We start from the raw sequence: 15,591 nt of genomic DNA on the forward strand, positions 1-15,591 counted from the left end.
TCTTGCTCAATTCTAATGCTTGATACCCCAATAGTGTAACGAGGATGTAAAGATTTTGCTTTCCACCCTGCTTACGACGGTGTTCTTGGGGAAAATTTGACTGCCTTCGGTCAGATCAAATAACGCAGAATCATCTGTACTATCATGATCGCGAAGAACAAGACGAGCACCGATAAATCTAGCGCCACTCCGCCCATCCGGATGGGCGGGATCAACCTCCGCAAGGCTTTAATTGGGGGATCAGTGACCACGAACAGGGGTTCTGCGATAACAGCAAACCACCGCGGTGGTCGGAAATTCCTGGAGAATGATTGAATCATTTCGATGACGATCCTCACCAAAAGGATCCATTTGAAAATCTCCAATAGGAGATCAAGGACGTTCAGAGCGATACTCACCGAACCGACCCTAGCCGAAAGTTCCCCCCTCATATTGGTGGAGCACCACCCCACCCCCAATCAGGGGGAAGGTAGGGTCTAGCGTAGGTTGGCTGCGCGCTCCAGCTCCATCTGAGAAACGTGGGCGTTCTCCGGGATGACAGCAAACACACGCGGGGCAACCTTCTCCATTTTGCCGCGCAGACCGAAGCACACACCAGCAGCAAAGTCCACGATTCGCTTCGCGTCAGCACTCTGCACTTCTGTGATATCAAACACAACTACGTCGCCATCACGGAATGGTTCACCGATACGGGACGCTTCGGTGTATGAGCGAAGGGAGACGCGAACCACGGCCGCCTCATAAACCCGCGGCGGCGCCTGGTATTCCGGCTGGTAGTCGTACGGCATCGTGTGGCGGTCAGCGTAGCTGGGTGCCGGAGCGGCCGAGTATGCGGCCTCGTCGGCGTAGTAGGCGTCATGGTCATCCTCCTCGTAGGAGACGAGACCGAAGAACTCTTTGACCTTTTGGACACTAGACATGGTGCATTCCTCTTTACGTGTTGCTGACCTGGAAACGTGCTTTTTACCGTAGTGGGAAAAGTGACACTTGTTCGGTTACGACACGCGCAATATTTGATTGTTAATTAAACCCTCACGACATATTAGTTAATTACACAGAAACAAATCATTGGTCTTTGCCAAGTAAATGTGATAACCAAATCACGCCAGCCTGACGCCCAGTTTTACCTTCTCTTCTATAAGAAAAATAGTGCTCATTTTTAATGGTGCAATGAGGATTCACATCAATATTTTTTACCCCCCGAGAAAGCAATTGTCGTACAAGTCCAGCACGGATGTCAATTCCCCAGGTACCCTGCTCCGTACGCGTCCGCGACCCCGGAACCGCCGCCTCGAAGTCATCGGCCATTTCCTTGGGAACTTCATACCTTTTCCCCGATGCCGCGGCGCCCAGCAACACGTGCGTGGTCTCGGGTTTCGAGCCCAGACTTTCCATTGTGTCAAGGGTGCGGAGAAGGATGTCATTGCGCGCGCCAAGACGGCCCGCATGAACAGCCGCAATGACTCCTGCGCGGTCGTCAGAGAGCAGTAGAGGCACGCAGTCGGCTGTGAGTACAGCCAAGGCTAAACCGCGCTGTGTGGTCACCACAGCGTCCGTTGCGGGCGCAATCTGTGGGGCGTCCACCACAGTCACTGTGTTGGTGTGAAGTTGCTCCATCCACACAAAATCCGACACGCCGATTATCGACGCCAAGCGCGCACGGTTCGCTGCCACCGCCTGCGGATCATCGCCCACATGATCTCCCAGGTTGAAGGAATCGAAGGGCGCAGCAGAAACCCCGCCTGTTCGAGTGGTAAAAACCTTGTGAACTGGGCGGGGTTTAAGTGTCATGCCATGTAATTTTACATAAAGTCTGGCACGTCTAATTCATCGTCATCGTCGAAGCGTGGCTTCGCTGGAGGTTCCGTAAACATACCTGGGGTGCGACGCTGTGGCGGCTCATAACGCGGCTCGTAGCTTGGCGGACGCTGCTGCTGTTCAAACAGACCGCTGCTACTCGCAGGCTCGGGAACCGGAGTCGGCGTGGGTGCTGGCTCCGGCTCCGGTGAGGGAACAGAGGACAGCGAGGGACGGCGGACGTCGTTAGTGTCCTGCTTGATGTTGTCAAAGCCGGCGGCGATCACGGTCACCCGGACTTCATCACCGAGGTTGTCATCGATGATGGCACCAAAGATGAGGTTAACGTCTTCATCGGCGCGCTGCTCCACCATGTCTGCGGCAGCATTGACCTCGTGCAGACCCAGGTCCGAGCCACCGGCGAAGGAGAGCAGAACCCCCTTGGCGCCTTCCATCGTGGATTCCAGCAACGGGGAGTTAATAGCCTGTTCAGCGGCAATGAGAGCACGATTTTCGCCCCGTGCTTTGCCAATGCCCATCAAAGCGGAACCGGCATCAAACATGACGGAGCGCACGTCGGCAAAGTCCACGTTGATCATGCCGGGAATGGTGATGATGTCCGTAATGCCCTGCACACCGTTGAGCAGCACTTCATCGGCAGAGCGGAACGCTTCCATCATGGAGAGGTTTTCGTCCCCAATCTGGAGCAGGCGATCGTTCGGGATCACGATCAGCGTGTCGCACACCTCGGACAGTGCCTGAATACCCTCTTCCGCCTGCTTGGTACGGCGTCGACCCTCGAATTTGAAGGGTTTGGTCACCACACCCACCGTCAAGGCGCCCATTTTCTTGGCTATGCTGGCCACCACAGGTGCCGCGCCGGTGCCAGTGCCGCCGCCCTCACCAGCGGTGACAAACACCATGTCCGCGCCTTTGAGGGTTTCTTCGATTTCGGCCTTGTGGTCCTCAGCGGATGCGCGACCGACTTCTGGGTTAGCTCCGGCCCCTAGACCGCGGGTCGCTTCGCGTCCGATGTCAAGCTTCACGTCCGCGTCGGAGAACATCAGAGCCTGCGAGTCTGTGTTCACGGCGATGAACTCGACGCCCTTCAGTCCTTCTTCGATCATGCGATTAACGGCGTTAACGCCACCGCCGCCAACACCAACAACCTTGATGACGGCGAGGTAGTTATTAGGAGAAGTCATAGGGGTCAGGCTCGCCTTTCATGTAAATCTGTGCGGTTACTGTTTCCATATTCCGTTATTTTTGGTTGATTGTTCGTATTTTTCCGGCGGCGTGTCGGTCCCTCAACCACTACTTTAGGGTTGTTGACGTGCGAAATTACCGTGTGGTGACAAGCCCCGGCGCGCTCACGTTCCAGTACGCTCCTTCACGCTGCAGGACGGTTTTTGTGGCCACTGCTTTGTCGTGATTATTTTCGGGAGCGCCCCAATATATTTCGCGATCATCATGTGTTATGAGTGAAAATTCATATTGGGACGGAGCTTTGATCCGCGCCACGGCTGCCCGACTCGTGTCATCGAGAGATTTCAGCACGGAGATTGCGTCAGCGAAGAGCTTCTGGTCGTCCTCGTTGGTCTCGGTGATCTCCACGGTGCCTTCCGGCGGCGCGTCGATGATAAACGGTTTGCCTTTTTCGTCAATGAGATGTTCGCCATCGTCGCGCTTCACGTAGAGCGCGGCGGTGCGTTCCTGAACTTCCACATCAACGGTGTTGGGAAATTCCCTGTTCACCGTCGCCTTATCCACCCACGGGAGTTGTGCGACGCTGTGTGCGGCAGACGGGGCGTCGATACGCATAAGGTTGGCACCGATGGAAATGTGGGTGGCGGACTGGATGTCCTCCGCGCTGGTGTTGTGCTGCCCGCGGATGCTGAAGTTCTGCACCTTGAAGATGGGCATGAAGTACGCCACCGCCCCGACGAGGGCGGCGATGCCCACGACGACGGTGGCGATGATCGCGATGCGTCTAGCTGACATGGTTGAGGATCTCATCGGCCAACATGGTCACATTTCCGGCACCCATGGTGAGCACAATATCACCGGGTTGCACAATGTCCGCGACGGCAGCGGGCGCGGCGGAAAAATCAACAACGTAGGTGGTCGGGATGGTCATGGCGTTGGTGATTAGTCGGGAAGTCACACCGTCGACGGGTTGCTCGCGCGCGCCGAAAATATCCAACACAATGGCCTCGTCGGCAAGGGACAGCGCTGCCGCAAATTCTTCGGCGAATTCGGCGGTGCGGGAGTACAGGTGCGGCTGGAACACCACCACGACCCGGCCGCGCCCCTCAGCTTCGATCTTCTGCCGGGCGGCGCGCAGGACCGCCTCGACTTCCGTGGGGTGGTGCGCATAGTCATCGAACACGCGAATGTCGTTCACAGTGCCTCGATGCTCAAAACGACGCCGCACACCAGTAAACCCACTTAAACCTTCGGCAAGCTTCTCGACGTCCCCTCCGGCCAGGTGTCCGGCTAGCAGCGCCGCTGCACCGTTGAGCACCATGTGTTCCCCTGGCACGAGCACATCTGCTTGGACGATGGTGCCGTCCACGTTGAATGTTGCGCGACTGCCAAAGCGCTCAGCGGCAATGTCGATGACCTTTGCCCTATTGGGAATGGTCGCGTGGTCCCTGGTGCCGTAACCGACCACACGGATGTTTCGTTGCGCCGCACGTTCACCGAGAGCTGTGGCGTGCTCATCGTCGAGGCAGACGATGAGGGTGTCGCCAACTAGGTCGGCGAAATCATCGAACACCTTGAAGTATGCGTCGGCGTTTTTGAAGAAGTCCAGGTGGTCCGGCTCGATGTTGGTGACCACGGCAATGTCGGGGCTGTAGCGCAGCAGGGAGGCATCCGATTCATCGGCTTCCGCCACAAAGCACTGTCCTGTGCCGTGGTGCGCGTTGGTTCCGGCCTTGTTGAGTTGACCGCCGATGGCAAAGCTGGGGTCCATACCCGCCGCCTGCATGGCCACAACGGTCATGGAGGTGGTGGAGGTTTTTCCGTGGGTACCGGCAAGAAGGACTTGTGTGCGGTCCGCCATGAGGTCGGCAAGCAGGTCGGAGCGCCGCACGATGGGAATCCCATGTGCTTTCGCGGCGATCAGTTCCGGGTTATCCTGCGGGATTGCGGCGAAGGAAATAACCACCACGTCGGGCAGTTCGCCAGATAGTTCCAGGTTCTCAGCTGCGTGTCCGATGGCAATGTGCGCGCCCATGGAGCGTAGCGCCAGGACAGCCCTGGAGTCTTTCATGTCTGAGCCGCTGACTATATCACCACGAGACAACAAAATCCGGGCCACGCCGGACATACCGGACCCACCGATACCAACCAAATGGACTCTCACTTGGAACCTTCCTTCACAATTCGGGCGGCGATGTCTTCCGCAGCCCGCCCCAGGCTGCTGCGCTTTGTGGCGTCAACCATGGAAGAATAAATCTCTTGATCATCAATGATGGCACGAATCTGAGTGGCAAGCGCCTCCCCCGTGAGTTCCTTGTCATTAATGAGGGTGGCACCACCTGCGGAAATAACCGGCTTTGCGTTGAGCGCCTGCTCCCCGTTTCCGTGCGGCAGGGGAATGTAGATGGCGGGTTTTCCGGCGGCTGTCACCTCGGCCACTGTCATGGCCCCGGCGCGGCACACCACCACGTCAGCCACGGCGTAGGCCAGGTCCATGCGATCTATGTAGGGCACAGCCACGTAGCCGTCGAAGATTTCCGGCGAGATGTTTTTCTTGCCAAAAGCGTGCAGGACTTGGATACCGGCCTTGGTGAGTTCGGGGACGGCGATGGCCACGGCGTCGTTAATGGACATGGCACCTTGGGAACCGCCCGTGACCAGCACCGTGGGCTTGTTGGGGTCCAGCCCCCACAAGTCGCAGGCTTCGGCCTTGCGCTTTTCTTGCGGTGCGTCGGGGGCAAGGCTGGCACGAATGGGCACGCCCACCACGTCGCCTTTCATGCCGGAATTGCTCACGGCGTTCAGACCAATTCCGCCAAGGAATACACCCAACTTGTTGGCCATGCCTGCGCGCGCGTTGGCTTCGTGCACAAAAAATGGGATGCCCAGTGAGCGCGCGGCCAGGTAGGCCGGTGCGGACACATATCCGCCGAAACCGATCACAGCATCTGCGTGCACGCGCTTCAAGATTTTTCGGGTGTTCATCACGGCTTTGATCACGCGGAATGGCAGCAGCGCCAAGTCTGCGTTGGGTTTCCTGGGTACCGGTACCGGGTTGATCAGGGCGAGTTCGTAGCCGCGTTCGGGGATCAAGTCTTTTTCCAGCCCCTTGGTGGTGCCCAGTGCCACCACCTGGGCACCATGCCCGTCGCGGAGGGCATCGGCCACAGCCAATGCTGGTTCGATGTGGCCGGCTGTTCCGCCACCCGCCACCACAATGGAAAGTTCGGTCACGTATTAGCTCCTTCGGCGGTAGTAACGGTCTTCGGCTGGGCCCACTCGCCGCGGCGGTTCTTGTCGTTGCGGGCGCGGCGGACGCGCGGGACGACGCTGCGTCACTGGCTGTCGTTGCTGGCGGCCACGTCGCGGCGGGCGGGCGGTCAGGGGTTCCGGCAAGCGCAGAAGGCGGTCAATGCTCAAGCGACCGTAGGACTGCATCGCGGAAATGGCCTCCGGCTCATGGCGCGCGCAGTTGGCCAACAGCCCCATCGAGGCCAAGGTAATTACCGCAGAGGTACCGCCAGAGGAAATCATGGGCAGCTGGATACCAGTCACAGGTGCCAAGCCGATCACGTAGGCGACGTTGATGAACGCCTGCACCACCACACCAGTAGTCAGCGTCGCCGCCATGAGGGAAATGAACTGGTCAGAATTTCGGCGTGCCGCACGCAGCCCAAAGTAGCCGAGCATGCCAAACAGCAGGATCAGCATGGCCCCGCCCCACAGACCAAGCTCCTCCCCCACGACGGCGAAAATGAAGTCGTTGGTCGCTTCAGGCAGATAGAACCATTTTGCCCTGGACTGGCCCACGCCCACGCCGGTTGCGCCACCGTCGGCGAGGGAAAGGAAGCCCTGATAGGACTGGAACGCGGTGTCGCGCGTGTCGTCGAAATGCCCAAGCAGCGCATCTATGTACACAGTGATACGGCTGGAACGGAAGCCGCCCGAGAACGCCACACCAACCAAACCAAGCACACCCACCACGGCGCTCACCACAAGGTAACCGATAGGAATACCACTAAAGAACAACACCAGGGCAATCACCGACGCAATGGTGAGTCCCATGCCCAGGTCCCCCTGGAGGATAATCAACCCAAACATGGCGATACCCACCCCAGTAAAGCGCACAAACTTGTTTTCCCGCCATGGCGCGGTGGTCTTTTGGTCAGCTAGGTAGGCGGCTCCCCACACCGCGATGGCCACTTTGGCCAACTCCGAAGGCTGAATGCTGATCGGCCCCACACCAATCCAGGACTGCGCACCCCATTGCTCCTTACCGGTACCAATCCCTGGGATGAGCACGAGAATCAGCAAGGCAAACGCCGCCACCAGCAGCCACGACGACCAGCGGCGGATCGACTGCGGCCGAACCCGAAGGCCCATCCACATGGCGATAAAGCCCACCACCACCATCACACCCTGGCGCACCACACGTGACCAGGGCGAATCATCCTGCAGTGCCGACACCGCCATGGAACTGGAAAACACCATGACAATGCCCAGGCCGCTGAGGATGAACACCACGCCAAGAATCACCACGTAGTCCAGCAGCGGGCGCGAACGCAGGTCCAGCGCCCAGGGTTTCACACGATTGGCAAGAGTCGTCATAGCTGTTCCTTCGCATAATGGGCGAAAAGATTGCCGCGCTGGCTCATTCCGCTATACATGTCCAGCGATGCCGCCGCTGGGGCCAGCACCACCGTGTCACCAGGTTCGGCTATCGACGCCGCGTAACCCATCAGCTCCTGCATAGCCACCTCTGGGTCGGTGGAATCGGTCACCATGGTGGGCACAGAGTACTTCTCAAGCTCACGCTGAAGAATGTGCCTATCTACTCCCAGCAGCAGCGCCGCTTTCATCCGAGACGCGTGATTCGCCACCAACTGCGTAATGTCCGCACCTTTGAGCTGGCCACCCGCCACCCAAATGATCGAGTCACACCCAGACAACGCGGCCTCTGCGGCATGGGGGTTGGTGGCTTTGGAATTATCTACAAAGGACACTCCCCCGGCGCGGTGCACCACCTGGCCGCGATGCCCCGACACCTCGAAGGTGGCAAGGGCTTTCGCGATCGTATGTGGCTCAATGCCCTGCGACCTCGCCATGGCAGTTGCGGCCAAGGCGTCCAGCTGACCCGCCGGTCCTGCGGGGGAAATACCCTCTGCGGACGCGATGACCACATTGTCGCCAAAAGCATTGTCCACGATCATGCCATCCACGATGCCAACCTGCCCGCGCGCCGGGGCGCTCAGCGTAAAGCCAATGGCATCGTAGCCGGCGAGGTTCGGGTCGTCGATACCCACCACCGCGACATCGCCAAGCAGCACTTTGGCCTTGTCAGCACGGTAGTTGTCAAAACTCCCGTGCCAGTCAATGTGGTCGTCGGCCAGGTTGAGAAGGCAGCCAGCGGCCGGGCGGATGGTGCTGGACCAGTGGAGTTGGAAGCTGGAAAGCTCCACCACCAGAATGTCATTGCCGCTGGTCAGTGCATCGCTCACGGCGACGCCAATGTTGCCCACAGGGACAGTGTTCATCATGGCGGCGAGCATGGCAGTGGTGGTGGTTTTTCCGTTGGTTCCAGTCACCGCCAGCCAGGTGCGAGGTGGACCGAACACGCCGCTGCGATCGAGCCGCCAGCACAGTTCCACGTCGCCGATGACGGGGATGCCTTGGTTCGCGGCGTCGACAAGCAGAGGGGTGGTGGGCCGCCAGCCGGGTGAGGTAACAACACAGCTGTAGCGGCTAAGGTCCACGTCGGTGACGCTGGTGTTGTCCGCGCCGGTGATTTCGCTGACGCGAAGCCGGGCGGTTTCATCGTCGTCGGCAACGGTGACGCTAGCACCGAGGTCTACGAGCATACGGGCGCTTCCGGCACCGGAGATTCCGGCACCGGCGACGAGGACGTTGCCGTGAAGTTCGGTGGGCAGCTGTGGAGAAGTCATTTACACCCCTGTGGTCAGTAGCCATTCGCTGTAGAACAAGGCCATGCCGGTGATGCAGGCCATGGCGGAGATGAGCCAGAAACGCACCACCACGGTGGTTTCAGCCCAGCCGCCGTTTTCAAAGTGGTGATGGAAGGGGGCCATGCGGAAAAAGCGGGTGCCGCGCGTGCGGAACACAAACACCTGGATCACCACAGAGGCCGCCTCGATAACAAACAGCGCGGCGATGATGATCATGAGCAGTTCGGTCCGGGAAGCCACGGAAATGCCAGCCACTAGGCCGCCGAGTGCAAGAGAGCCGGTGTCTCCCATGAAGATTTTCGCGGGTGCCGCGTTCCACCACAGGAACCCGAGACATCCACCCAGGCCGGCCGCAGCCAGGATGGCCAGGTCGAGGGGGTCGCGTACTGAGTAGCAGCCCGGCTCAACGTTGACCTCACAGGAATTGCGGAACTGCCAGAACGTGATGGTGGTGTACGCACCCATAACCATGGCGGTACTGCCAGCGGCGAGTCCGTCGAGGCCGTCGGTGAGGTTCACGGCGTTGGACCAGGCGCTGATCAAAATGTAGATGAACAGCATGAACAGGATAAACCCAAACACACCAGCCCCCAGCGAAATGTCCACGGTGGGGATGTCGCGAATGTACGACAGGTGCGTGGACCCTGGGGTGAGTTTGTACTCGTCTTTAAACTGCAGCACAAGGAAGCCGAACACCAAGGCGACGGCAGCCTGGCCGATGAGCTTGGCTTTCTTGTTCAGGCCAAGGTTCCGGGATTGGGCGAGTTTGATGTAATCGTCGGCGAATCCCAGCCCGCCCAGCGCGAGGGTGAGTCCCAGAACCAGAATGCCGGAGACAGTGAACCCCCCTTTGCCGTTGATGGTGCCCACGATGTTGGTGGCCACGTAGGCGACAATAATACCCGCGAGGATGGCAATGCCGCCCATGGTCGGGGTTCCGCGTTTACGCAGATGGGAGCGGGGCCCGTCTTCCCGAATTTCCTGTCCGAGCCCTTCGGCGCTGAATCGCCGGATGAGAAGCGGTGTCAAAAAGATCGCGACAAGGAAGCTGATCGCGCCGCTAATGATGATCTGGGTCATTCGCTTCTCCTAAGTTGCATGAGGCCCTCAGCTACTCGCCATAAAGAATCAGAATACGATGCCTTCACCAACACTGCATCGCCAGGTGCAAGCTCCGCCTGAACCAAGTCCACTGCCTGTTGCACATCTGATGCCACTAGGGTGTGTACACCGTGTTCTCTAGCGCTGTTGGCCAGCGCCTCAACCTGCGCCGAGGTTCCCACCGCAACCAGCGTATCGACGCCCCGTTCCGCCAGGTACTCTCCCAGCTTGCGGTGTTCTGCGTCTGCGTCCTCGCCCAGTTCGTTCATCTGGCCGAGCACTGCCCACGTCTTCTTACTTGTGGCGTCGATCAGCGCGGACACGCCTGCACGCATGGAGTCGGGGTTGGCGTTGTAGGCATCGTCAATGATCACCACGTCGCCGCAGCGTTGCACGTCCATGCGATGCGCCGACGCTGCCGTGTACTCGCTGAGCGCCTGTGCCACGTCGGCGACGCTCAAGCCGCATTCCACACCCACCGCTGCGGCGGCGAGGGCGTTGGCAACCTGATGCTCGCCGAACACCTGAAGGTTCACGGGTGCCTGGCCGTGTGGAGTGTGCAGCACAAAGCTTGCCTGCGACAATTCGCCAAGCTGAATGTCCGTGGCGTAGTAGTCGGCTTCCATGGTGGTGGAAAAGCGCACCACTTTCGCGCTGGTTGGCATGTTGGTGACCAGCCGATCGTCGGCGTTGAGCACGGCAACACCTGTGCTGGGCAGCGCTGCGACTAACTCACCTTTAGCCTGAGCGATCACCTCCCGACTACCGAACTCCCCGAGGTGCGCCGTGCCAACGTTGAGCACCACCCCGATGGTGGGTGGGGCGATCTGCGCCAGGTGGGCCACATGCCCAAGGCCGCGTGCAGAAAGCTCCGCCACCAAGTAGTCGGTTGTCTTGTCGCAACGCAGCGCGGTGTAGGGGTGCCCCAGTTCATTATTGAAGGATCCCGGGGGCGCCACCGTACTCCCTAGGCGTTGCACCACGCTGGCGATGAGATCCTTCGTGGAGGTTTTACCAGCGGACCCCGTCACACCAATGACCGTGACATCCGCGTGGTCGATGTTGTAGCGAGCCAACTTTGAGAGCGCTTCCAGTACCGATGCGTTATCGCCACTAGGGTCGTGAGCGTAGGCATCGGCGTTGGACTGTGGATTATCGATGTGCGGCACCACCACCGACGGCGCATCCACGGGGCGCGCCGCCAGCACCGGCCCGTCAACACTAGTGGCAAAGTCATGCCCATCCACCCGCGCCCCGCGCAACGCCACGAACAAGGTGTGCGGCGTGACCTTGCGGGAATCAAACTCCACCGAGTCCACACGAATGTGCGGATCACCATTCAGTTGACCGCCAACAATCTCCGCGACCTCCGCCAGAGTGAGCGTGATCATGAGTGCTCCCCTTTCAGCGCGGTGAGAAGTTCCTCCCGGTCATCAAAATGGTGTGTCACACCATTGACCAGCTGCCCTGTTTCATGCCCCTTACCGGCAATAACAATAGCATCACCCGGCCCAGCCCACGACACAGCAGCGCGAATCGCTTCGGCGCGATCACCAATCACACGCACCTCGGCAGGAAGGTCTACTGTGCCTGCGACGATTGCATTTCGGATCAGTTCAGGGTCCTCGGAACGGGGGTTGTCGTCGGTAATAATTACCAGGTCCGCGCGCTCGGCGGCAGCGGTACCCATGAGCGGGCGCTTCTCGGCATCGCGGTCTCCGCCCGCGCCCAACACCACGCCGATACGGCCGGTGGCCTGCTGTCGCAGGGTGTCCAGCACCGCAGCCACCGCAGCAGGCTTGTGCGCATAGTCCACGACCGCCAGGAAATCCTGCCCGGCATCGATTTTTTCCATACGACCCGGTACCTGAATGGTGGACATGCCTTGAGCGACAACCTGCGGATCGCTCCCAGCTGCAGACGCCGCAGCCAGCGCCAGCGCCGCATTCGCCACGTTGAACGCACCCGGAACAGGCAGGTGAACGGGAATGGGAGCGCCGTCGATAAGCACCTCAAAGCGCTGGCTGCCGTCCGGTTCCACCACAATATTGTGTGTAGTCACCGCAGCCGGCTCCGAACCGGTGGACACCGTCAGCGTATCGACGCCCGCCACCTCAGCCATCCTGCGGCCCCACGCATCGTCCACACACACCACGGAATGCTCCGGTCCCGGACGGAAAAACGCGGCCTTAGCCTCGAAATACTCCTCCATAGAGTGGTGAAAATCCAGGTGATCCTGGGACAAATTAGTAAAAGCCCCCACTGTGAAATGTGTGCCCGCCACTCGGCCCAGCGCAATTGCGTGGCTGGAGACCTCCATCACCACATGCGTGACCCCCTCGTCCCGCATCTGGGCAAACAGTTCCTGAAGCTTCGGGGCCTCCGGCGTAGTCAGTTTCGTGGGAACAGCCACACCATCAATGCGAGTACCCGTAGTACCGATCAGCCCCACCTTATGCCCTTCGGCCATCAGACCAGCCTCCAGAAGGTAACTGGTGGTCGTCTTACCGGAGGTTCCCGTAATACCGATCATGGTCAACTGCTGCGACGGATCCCCAAACACCCGGGCAGATACTTTCCCCAACACCGAACGCACATGCGGAACTACCAGGATTGGGCGAGTCTCCCCCGCCTTCTGCAGGATCTCCACACCTGCCTCGTCCGTGAGAATCGCGGCGGCCTCCGTATCTGCGGCAAAGGTCGCACCATGAACGCGCGTCCCTGGTACCGCCGCGAACAACGCCCCCGGGGCGAGTTCCTGGGCCACCAACCCAATAGCCTCCACTGTAACGTCCTGACCTTGGTAAATAGTCCCTCCTGACAGAGAGGCTAACTCTCCCAACGACGGCGCACTCACCACAAGGTCTCCTTCTTAAAAGTTCTGATTGAAAACATTCTATAACCGCCACCACACTCAGTTAGCCTGCAGTACCAGCTGCCCAGGCAACTCGGGTGAAAGCGGCACGTTATCGCGATTAAGCAACCATGCAGCAATATCGTGGAACAACGGGGCGGCCGACTGTCCACCCTCACCATGCACGCCACGCTCCGGAGCGTCCAACATCAGGCCCACCACAAAACGCGGATTATCCACCGGGGCAAGCCCCGCAAACGTGATCCAATATTTGGAATTGGAATAGCAGTTACACGCCGGGTCCACCTGCTGGGCGGTACCCGTCTTACCGGCAACCTGGTAACCATCCACCGCAGCGGCAGCACCCGTACCCTGCTGAACCCCGGCAGAATCGCTCTGCACCACAGACTGGAACATGCCGGCCACTGTTTGCGCGGTCTGAGGACTGACCACCCGGGTCCGTTTCGCCTCCGGCACTTCCTGCTCCACACCATTCGCATCAGTAATCTTTTTGACGATGCGCGGCTCAATGCGCTCACCATCATTCGCAATAGCCTGGTAAATCCCCGCCATTTGCAACAATGTCACAGACATACCCTGCCCAATAGGCAGGTTAGCAAAGGTGCCACCGGACCACTGGGATCGGGCGGGCAGCAGACCTTCCGATTCGCTGGGCAACTCAATACCGGTCGCCTGACCCACACCGAACTTCTCCAGCATATCGGCGAAACGATCTTCACCCACGCGCTGCGCCAGCATCAGCGTCCCCACGTTGGAGGACTTACCAAACACACCCGTTGTGGTGTATCCGACGGTGCCGTGCTCCCACGCATCCTTGACCGTCACCCCGGACATGTTGATGCTGCCCGGAACCTGCAGTACTTCATCCGGCTTGGTCACGCCGTCTTCAATAGCCGCCGCAGCGGTAATCACCTTGGCTACCGAGCCGGGCTCAAACGGCGAGGTCACGGACGGGTTATCAAAGTTTTTTCCCTTATCCAGCTGGCTTGTGATGTCACCGTTGGGATCGATGGTGCCGGTGTTGGCCATCGCCAACACCTCGCCCGTCTTCGCATCCAGCACCACCGCCGACGCCCCCTTAGCCTTCGACTGTGTCTTCGCCTGCTCCAGTTGCTGCTGGACGTAGGTCTGCAGATCCAGATCCAGGGTCAACTCCACATTCGCGCCGTTGATCACGGCAACCTCGTCACGCTGGGTTCCAGGAATGGCCTGGCCACGGGCGGACACATCTAATGTTCGCTTGCCATCCACCCCGGCGAGCATCGCGTCCGAGGATGCTTCAAGGCCGAACTGCCCCTCCCCATCCATGCTGATCTTGCCAATCACATTCTCCCCGATGGCACCGTTGGGATACTGACGAATATCCTGATGGTCCGCAGCCACCCCCTCAAACTTCTTGGTAACATCTGCGGCCACGTCGGGGTCGACATTGCGCACCAACACCTCATAGTTTGTGTCGGCGCGCAGTTTCTCCATAATCTCCTTGGAGTTCACTTTGCTGGGTTGATTTCCTGAGTTTTTCACCATTTTCGGAATTTCCTCAGAAATTTCCTTCAGCACCTCATCCACCGTGCCGTACTCGTCTGGCTTCATCTCGTGGCGGGCCTGAATCTCGTCCCGCAATACCTTCGGGGACACAGTCAACGACCTCGCCTGCATCGTGAACGCTAACTGATTACCAGACTTATCGGTGATCTCACCACGACGAGCCGGATCCGTAAACACACGCGTCCTCTGCTGTTGGGCAGCGACCGACAAATCAGGCCCCCAGACCAGCTGCACCCACGCCAACCGGGCGATCAACACCACCAACACAAGCAAGGCGATATTGCTGGCGATCTTCAAACGATGCGCCACCACCTGGGCTTGGGTACGTCTTTTTGGTTGTGGCTGTGTGCGATACGACGAAGCGCGGGACAAAGTATCTTGTCCCGCTCTTCTACGATCACGCTGGGGGCGTGAACTCACTGTGTGTCACCTACCTGCCTGTGGGTTCCGAACCGTCGGCGCGTACGGAGTCACCGCCGGAAGCTGGGCCGGAACCTGCACGTCGTTATTAGGAATAGCTTCCAAGTTGCCCGACACTTCACGCGTCTCTGACGGGTTGCTGGATGCCGGGTTCGACGACCGTGTTGAACGACCATTCACATCAACAATAGGCCGTGTTGCCCCCGGGTCCGCTACTCGCTGTTCTTCTATCGCGCCATTCGGCTGCACAACAAGCACACCAGGCTGCTCAGCCACCACAAAACCATTCTCGGAAGCCTGGCGAGCAACCTCGGCTGCCGACTTCGCATCCTCCACATCACGACGCAGCGTCTCTAGCTGGTTCGCCAATTGCGTGTCCTGCGACCGCAACTGCTGCAAACGGAATGTCTGCTCGGTGGACGTGCCTGATAGCACCATCATTCCCACCACGCCGCACACCAACAGCGCAACAATCAGCGACGCAAAACGAATGACACCCGGACGTGCCTTTGGCGCTACAACACGACGACCGCGTACAGACACAACCTGCTTTGACCCAGGTGTGTGCTGGAACCGACGCCGCTGCGGAATGCTTCTCGACGGCGTGAGCGTCGTCGTCCTCTTCCGCACCGGACGGTCGAGCAATGCAGTATTGCCACGGGTACCACTCGTTATTGTCAT

At 59.4% G+C, this 15,591-nt stretch carries 14 protein-coding genes; all 14 read right to left on the bottom strand.

The genetic code is table 11. The annotated features are described in order from the left end of the window. Positions 1–110 precede the first annotated feature (110 nt). Positions 111–431, bottom strand: coding sequence for a YggT family protein (locus CDUR_RS08855; RefSeq protein WP_006063891.1), 321 nt, complete (start codon positions 429–431; stop codon positions 111–113). A gap of 45 nt (positions 432–476) precedes the next feature. Further along, complete coding sequence (locus CDUR_RS08860) at positions 477–920, bottom strand: cell division protein SepF (RefSeq protein ID WP_006063892.1); 444 nt, start codon at positions 918–920, stop codon at positions 477–479. Between the two features lie 145 nt (positions 921–1,065). Next, complete coding sequence (gene pgeF, locus CDUR_RS08865; RefSeq protein ID WP_006063893.1) at positions 1,066–1,791, bottom strand: peptidoglycan editing factor PgeF; 726 nt, start codon at positions 1,789–1,791, stop codon at positions 1,066–1,068. 11 nt (positions 1,792–1,802) lie between these two features. After that, entirely contained in the window at positions 1,803–3,002 is a 1,200-nt protein-coding gene (ftsZ, locus tag CDUR_RS08870) for a cell division protein FtsZ (protein ID WP_006063894.1), read from the bottom strand. Between the two features lie 136 nt (positions 3,003–3,138). Further along, a complete protein-coding gene (locus CDUR_RS08875; protein ID WP_179417932.1) occupies positions 3,139–3,798 on the bottom strand; it encodes a cell division protein FtsQ/DivIB in 660 nt (219 codons plus the stop codon). Beyond that, positions 3,788–5,131, bottom strand: coding sequence for a UDP-N-acetylmuramate--L-alanine ligase (gene murC / locus CDUR_RS08880; RefSeq protein WP_179419090.1), 1,344 nt, complete (start codon positions 5,129–5,131; stop codon positions 3,788–3,790). The genes CDUR_RS08875 and murC overlap by 11 nt, the downstream gene beginning before the upstream one ends. A 32-nt stretch (positions 5,132–5,163) precedes the next feature. Further along, a complete protein-coding gene (murG, locus tag CDUR_RS08885) occupies positions 5,164–6,237 on the bottom strand; it encodes an undecaprenyldiphospho-muramoylpentapeptide beta-N-acetylglucosaminyltransferase (protein WP_006063897.1) in 1,074 nt (357 codons plus the stop codon). 3 nt (positions 6,238–6,240) lie between these two features. Next, positions 6,241–7,611 (bottom strand): peptidoglycan glycosyltransferase FtsW, encoded by a 1,371-nt coding sequence (locus tag CDUR_RS08890; RefSeq protein WP_179417933.1) that lies wholly within the window; start codon positions 7,609–7,611, stop codon positions 6,241–6,243. Next, positions 7,608–8,945: a UDP-N-acetylmuramoyl-L-alanine--D-glutamate ligase gene (gene murD / locus CDUR_RS08895; protein ID WP_179417934.1), complete on the bottom strand. Its 1,338-nt coding sequence runs from the start codon at positions 8,943–8,945 to the stop codon at positions 7,608–7,610. Before murD ends, CDUR_RS08890 begins: the two co-directional genes overlap by 4 nt. Further along, positions 8,946–10,046 (bottom strand): phospho-N-acetylmuramoyl-pentapeptide-transferase, encoded by a 1,101-nt coding sequence (mraY, locus tag CDUR_RS08900; protein WP_006063900.1) that lies wholly within the window; start codon positions 10,044–10,046, stop codon positions 8,946–8,948. After that, complete coding sequence (locus CDUR_RS08905) at positions 10,043–11,458, bottom strand: UDP-N-acetylmuramoyl-tripeptide--D-alanyl-D-alanine ligase (protein WP_179417935.1); 1,416 nt, start codon at positions 11,456–11,458, stop codon at positions 10,043–10,045. Before CDUR_RS08905 ends, mraY begins: the two co-directional genes overlap by 4 nt. Beyond that, positions 11,455–12,927, bottom strand: coding sequence for a UDP-N-acetylmuramoyl-L-alanyl-D-glutamate--2,6-diaminopimelate ligase (locus CDUR_RS08910; RefSeq protein WP_179417936.1), 1,473 nt, complete (start codon positions 12,925–12,927; stop codon positions 11,455–11,457). The genes CDUR_RS08905 and CDUR_RS08910 overlap by 4 nt, the downstream gene beginning before the upstream one ends. Before the next feature lie 54 nt (positions 12,928–12,981). Next, positions 12,982–14,802 (bottom strand): peptidoglycan D,D-transpeptidase FtsI family protein, encoded by a 1,821-nt coding sequence (locus CDUR_RS08915; protein ID WP_179417937.1) that lies wholly within the window; start codon positions 14,800–14,802, stop codon positions 12,982–12,984. 114 nt (positions 14,803–14,916) lie between these two features. After that, on the bottom strand, positions 14,917–15,591 hold the full coding sequence (gene ftsL, locus CDUR_RS08920; protein ID WP_155862220.1) for a cell division protein FtsL: 675 nt from the start codon (positions 15,589–15,591) through the stop codon (positions 14,917–14,919).

The organism is Corynebacterium durum, assembly GCF_030408675.1.
Taxonomy (GTDB): Bacteria; Actinomycetota; Actinomycetes; order Mycobacteriales; family Mycobacteriaceae; genus Corynebacterium; species Corynebacterium durum.

Excerpts from the sequence above, each read along its gene's own strand:
- murD (WP_179417934.1), bottom strand. The coding sequence starts at position 8,945 with ATGACTTCTCCACAGCTGCCCACCGAACTTCACGGCAACGTCCTCGTC.
- ftsL (WP_155862220.1), bottom strand. The coding sequence starts at position 15,591 with ATGACAATAACGAGTGGTACCCGTGGCAATACTGCATTGCTCGACCGT.
- murC (WP_179419090.1), bottom strand. The coding sequence starts at position 5,131 with ATGTCCGGCGTGGCCCGGATTTTGTTGTCTCGTGGTGATATAGTCAGC.
- CDUR_RS08875 (WP_179417932.1), bottom strand. The coding sequence starts at position 3,798 with ATGTCAGCTAGACGCATCGCGATCATCGCCACCGTCGTCGTGGGCATC.
- pgeF (WP_006063893.1), bottom strand. The coding sequence starts at position 1,791 with ATGACACTTAAACCCCGCCCAGTTCACAAGGTTTTTACCACTCGAACA.
- CDUR_RS08860 (WP_006063892.1), bottom strand. The coding sequence starts at position 920 with ATGTCTAGTGTCCAAAAGGTCAAAGAGTTCTTCGGTCTCGTCTCCTAC.
- CDUR_RS08855 (WP_006063891.1), bottom strand. The coding sequence starts at position 431 with ATGAGGGGGGAACTTTCGGCTAGGGTCGGTTCGGTGAGTATCGCTCTG.
- ftsZ (WP_006063894.1), bottom strand. The coding sequence starts at position 3,002 with ATGACTTCTCCTAATAACTACCTCGCCGTCATCAAGGTTGTTGGTGTT.
- mraY (WP_006063900.1), bottom strand. The coding sequence starts at position 10,046 with ATGACCCAGATCATCATTAGCGGCGCGATCAGCTTCCTTGTCGCGATC.
- CDUR_RS08905 (WP_179417935.1), bottom strand. The coding sequence starts at position 11,458 with ATGATCACGCTCACTCTGGCGGAGGTCGCGGAGATTGTTGGCGGTCAA.
- CDUR_RS08890 (WP_179417933.1), bottom strand. The coding sequence starts at position 7,611 with ATGACGACTCTTGCCAATCGTGTGAAACCCTGGGCGCTGGACCTGCGT.